The 4,496-nt window shown below is 71.0% G+C and carries 6 protein-coding genes; all 6 read left to right on the top strand.

Features of this window, described 5'->3' with window-relative positions; genetic code table 11:
• The coding region (locus tag IH80_RS41335) for a hypothetical protein (protein WP_420708916.1) at positions 1-497 on the top strand (497 nt) is incomplete at its 5' end.
• 10 nt (positions 498-507) lie between these two features.
• The gene (locus IH80_RS0137855; RefSeq protein WP_030966440.1) at positions 508-879 is read left to right on the top strand and encodes a hypothetical protein; all 372 of its coding nucleotides are present in this window, start codon (positions 508-510) and stop codon (positions 877-879) included.
• A gap of 6 nt (positions 880-885) precedes the next feature.
• Entirely contained in the window at positions 886-3,096 is a 2,211-nt protein-coding gene (locus tag IH80_RS0137850) for a hypothetical protein (protein WP_051810363.1), read from the top strand.
• Between the two features lie 16 nt (positions 3,097-3,112).
• On the top strand, positions 3,113-3,520 hold the full coding sequence (locus IH80_RS0137845; protein ID WP_030966438.1) for a DUF6197 family protein: 408 nt from the start codon (positions 3,113-3,115) through the stop codon (positions 3,518-3,520).
• A 60-nt stretch (positions 3,521-3,580) separates the two neighbouring features.
• Positions 3,581-4,054 carry a hypothetical protein gene (locus IH80_RS0137840; RefSeq protein WP_030966437.1) on the top strand — a complete coding sequence of 158 codons (474 nt, stop codon included), beginning with the start codon at positions 3,581-3,583 and terminating at the stop codon, positions 4,052-4,054.
• 220 nt (positions 4,055-4,274) lie between these two features.
• On the top strand, positions 4,275-4,496 hold a 222-nt coding region (locus IH80_RS40300), incomplete at its 3' end, for a hypothetical protein (protein WP_037882290.1).

Raw genomic sequence — 4,496 nt, 5'->3', positions numbered from 1 at the left:
CCGCCCCGCCGGCCCCGCCCGCACCCCCCGCCGCTCCGGCGACGCCGGGAGTGACGCCCCTGGGGGCGAAGGTCGTCGGCGACAGCGTGCAGCTGTCCAACGGCACCACCCTGACCCGCGGCGAGGTCCTCAACCTGCGCGCCTTCACCCGGTTCCTTCAGGGCAAGGAGCAGCAGACCCACCAGATCGTCGACCAGTGCAAGCAGGCCAAGGAGGTCTCGGCGAACCGCGTCCAGCAGATCCAGCAGCTGATCGAGCAGTGCCAGGACCCGAAGATCAAGGGCGGCAAGCACCTGGTCGCCTCCCTGCAGAAGCTCCACGACGCGACCGAAGCCCAGGCGAAGGAGGCCGACAAGATGCACGCCAACGCGGCGCGCGGCATCGACGCCCTGCAGACCCTCAACAAGAACGCGGAGACCCGCCACGGCGGCGTCTACAAGGCCGTGGCCGACTCCCCCGAGACCAGCCCCGCCGAACGCGCCTTCTACACCCGATAGGAGCCCCCAGATGTCAGAGACCACCTACCGCGCGCTGCGCGCCGAGGTCCAGAAGGTCGCCTACTCCATGGCCAGGGAGGGCGAGACGATCCGGGAGATCGGCCAGCGCGCCGACCAGAACGCCCAGCGTGTGGCCCAGGTCGCCGACAACCTGGCGAACCTCGAAGTGGACACCCACACCACCGGCGAGGCCAAGGACACGGCGCGGATCATGCGCGGCCTGTCCCAGGTCGCCATCGCCGCGGCGTCGGCCGCCGACAGCGTCGGCGGCGCCGCTCGTGCCGCCGACGCCCAGGCCCAGAAGTCCCACGAGGGCATCGACGAGCAGGTCGGTGCGATGACCGTCCCCATGGCCCGAGCCTCTTTCTACGAACAGGAGTAACCGAGCATGTCCGAGATCACCGTGTCCCGCCGCCCTCAACTCGCCGACCAGGTCCCCGCGCTGGTCTCGGTGATCGCCCCGCCCGTCCTCGGCGCGCTGACCCCGCTCCTCGAGCCCGACCTCGCCGCCCTCACCGCGGCCGCCACGGTCTGCGGCAGCGCCGCCTTCGCCACCCACTACGTAGGCCGCGTCCCGGCGAACATCGTCAACGCCACAGGGATCGGGGACGTCCTGGCTGCCCAGCGCTCCACCCTGCTGGGCTCCAGCCTCCTGACCTCCATGGCCGTCGTGCCGGGCGCGTTCCTCGGCCCCGCGTACGCGGACGCCCTCATGGCCGGCTTCCTCGACCCGACCAGCATCTCCGGGCTCGTCTCCGCCGCCTGGTGGACGATGTGGGCCGGCCTCACCATCAAGCTCCGCCCCGCCCTGGCCGCCCGCAAGGTCCGCATCACCGCCCCCACCCCGGAGGCCGGACCGGCCCCCGCCCCGGGGCCGGGCGGTCTCTATAAGGTGTGGGCCGACCACATCTCCGGCGAGGGCGGCGCGCACCCCGGCCAGCACCTCGTGGGCGTGAGCGACACCGGGGACCGGTGGGAGGGCATCATCGAGGCACCCCAGGGCCGGTCGGTGAACGTCTCCGCCGAATCGGTCGGCTCCGCGTACCGGGTCCCGGCCGAGTGGGTCAGCTTCGCGGCCGGCCACCACCCCGGCGAGCAGTACGTGACGGTGCGCCGGACGGCGCCGGCGGAGCTGGACCCCACCACGATGGAGGGGATGTGGGCCCGCCTGGTCCGGCCGACGGTCATGCCGGGCACCCACCTCAAGGACGCCCAGGTCGACCCGGCGACCGGCGGCTGGGTGGCGTGGGTCGTGGCCGACGAGGACAAGGCGTCCCTCCCCGTTCCCGACCGTACGCAGCTGGTCGGCGCCCTGCGCTCGTCGATGACCCTGGTCGACTACCAGCCCAACAAGTCCGACCCCCGCAAGGCGAAGATCCACATCATCGAGAAGAACCCCCTGGAGGACGGGCTTCCCTTCCCCGGCCCGCAGGTGCTCAAGCCGTCCCCGGGCGGCTACATCTCCATCGGGCGCGGCGTCTCCGGCCGCCCCGCCCGCCTCCAGCTCTTCGACCCCGTCCTCGGCGCGCAGCACGTGTTCATCGCCGGGGTCACCGGCTCCGGCAAGGGCGGAGCCGTCCAGATCATCGCCCTCGCCGGACACCTCGCAGGGATGGCGATCATCTACGCCGACCCCAAGGGCAGCTCCAACCCCGACGTCGAGACGATGGCCGCCTACGCCGCCACCGGTGACGACGCGATCAAGGCCCTGCGCCTGTCCTACGCCATCCTCAAGCACCGGATCGCCGAGTCGGCGCGCCTGGGCCGCAAGAACTTCAAGGCGACGGACGACTGCCCGTGGGTCATGACGGTCGTGGACGAGACCCACATGATCACCGACACGGCCACCGAGACCGGCAAGGAAGCGGTGTTCATCCTGGACAAGCTCGCCTCCCTCGGTCGTAACCTCGGCATGACGCTGCTGATCGTCAACCAGGCCGTCAACGCCGCCAAGCTCGGCGGAGACACCGCGATCCGCACCAACGTCATCCAGGGCGGCGCGATGATCATGCTGCGTACCGACAGCGCCCAGTCCAACCTCGTGACCGTGGAGGGCTTCGAGGGCATCGACCCCGGCGCGATCCCCGCCGCCTGGAACATCGAAGACGAGCCCCTCATCTGGTCCGACGACCTGCCCATCAACGACCCGGCGAGGACGTTCGGCCTCGGCTACGTCGGCTCGCCCGGCGAGCCGGTGCAGATGATGCGGACCTGGGTCCTGGAATCCGCCGCCCCCTACATCCGCCACGACGCCATCATCTGGCCGCAGGACTTCACCAGCTGGGACGACCGGCACCAGATCGCCGACACCCCCGTGAACGGCGACGGCGACGCCCCTGCCAGCAGCAGCGGCTCAGGCTGGGGCAGCGGCGGATACGAGCCCCCGCCCGGCGGCGGGTTCAAGGCGCCGGCCGAACCCGCCGCGGACGTCGCCATCCTGGACTGCCTCGACGACCACGCCGGCCTGGAGATGCCCAAAGCCACGATCCTCGCCCTCACCGGCCTCAACGAGAAGACGCTCGCCAACACGCTGACCGACCTGGTCAAGAAGGGAGCCATCGAACGCGTCAAGCCCGGCATCTACCGCAAGAACTCATAGAAGGGAGCAAGAACCCATGCTCGGCAACCTCGCGAGCCCCGCACACCGTGCGCGCCTCCCCCGCCCCGACGACCGAGCCGTGCAGGGCCTGATCGGTCAGGTCGACGCGGTGTTCGCCACCGGCCCGGCCGGCTACCCGGAGCCCAGCATCCGCCACACCCTGCGCACCGCGCGAGAGCTGATCATCCGCTACGGCTGGACCCGCGGAACCCTCTGCGACCGACACGGCCTGTGCCTCCTCGGATCCGTCCAGGCCGCCGCCCTCGCCTACGACCCGGCCGTATGGGCGCGCGAAGTGAAAGCGGCGGAACTCCGGCTCATGACCACCCTCGGCACCGCCGACCCCCACGAGCTCCCCCGCTTCAACAACCACCAGACGTGGGCCGGCCCGGTCCTCGACCTCCTGCTCCGCGCCGCGAACTGACCCCACTCGGGCTCCGGTAACCCCTGGGCGCACAGGCCCCGGCTGCGGTTTCATGAGGCCATGCAACCGAGCGAGGGCAGCAGCGACTTCGAGGCGCCGTGCAACTGCGGCGCCCTCGGCGACCACGAGCCCAACCGGAACTGCTCCCATCAGCCGGTCATCCAGATCGAAGTGACCGGTGGCCGCTCGGCCTGCCTCGAAGCCCTCGGAGTGCTCCGCACCCACTACCACGTGTTCCCAGAGCACGAGTGGCAGGACCCGAACAGCGAGCAGTGGGTGTTCCAGCTCGGTGCCGTCCGCAACTATTGGCGGCCGCTCGCGCCGGCCCCGGCGCTCACCGCACCGGCGGCGCCCACCCCGGAAGCCGCCGTACTCGCCTGCCTCCACGACGCGCTCGGCCTGGAAGTCGACGAGAACGCCATCGGCGCCCTCACCAACCTGACCGGCGAAACCCTCTCCACCACCCTGACCGCCCTGGTCAAGGTCGGAAAGATCGAACACGTCCGGCCCGGCTACTACCGCAAGAACACCTAGGCCGTCTCTTCCGGATCTTGCCGGGCCGCGCCGCCCGGCACCGCACCTCGCCGCATTGCCGGGGCAACCGAGTACGTCCAATGCACGGGAGCCCAGCACGCCGTGGCACCGCACCGGACAACGCGGACCTGACCGACAAGATCCGAAAGAGACGGCCTGGCCGACCGAGGCTCGACGGGGACATTGCGGACCCGGTCCGGCGTTCCGCTACCGTGACCCGATGAAGAGAACCAGCAGGTGGCGGCCGGTCCTCGGCGCCACCGCGCTCGCCATCGGTGCGCTGAGCGCCTGCTCGGACCAGCCAGGCGAAGAAGAGATCCGCTACGCCGAGGACTACGGCGGTCACGCCCCGCTGGCCGTGGTCGGATACCCGTCGGTGGGCTCCCTGCGCATGGCGCAGGAGATCGTCTGGCGCACGGCCGACGGTGACACGGAGGCGCTG

The sequence above is a fragment of the Streptomyces sp. NRRL S-378 genome (assembly GCF_000720645.1).
In the GTDB taxonomy this organism is placed as follows: Bacteria; Actinomycetota; Actinomycetes; order Streptomycetales; family Streptomycetaceae; genus Streptomyces.
The sequence above is the reverse complement of the archived record's forward strand: the minus strand, read 5'-3'. Positions and strand labels throughout refer to the sequence as shown.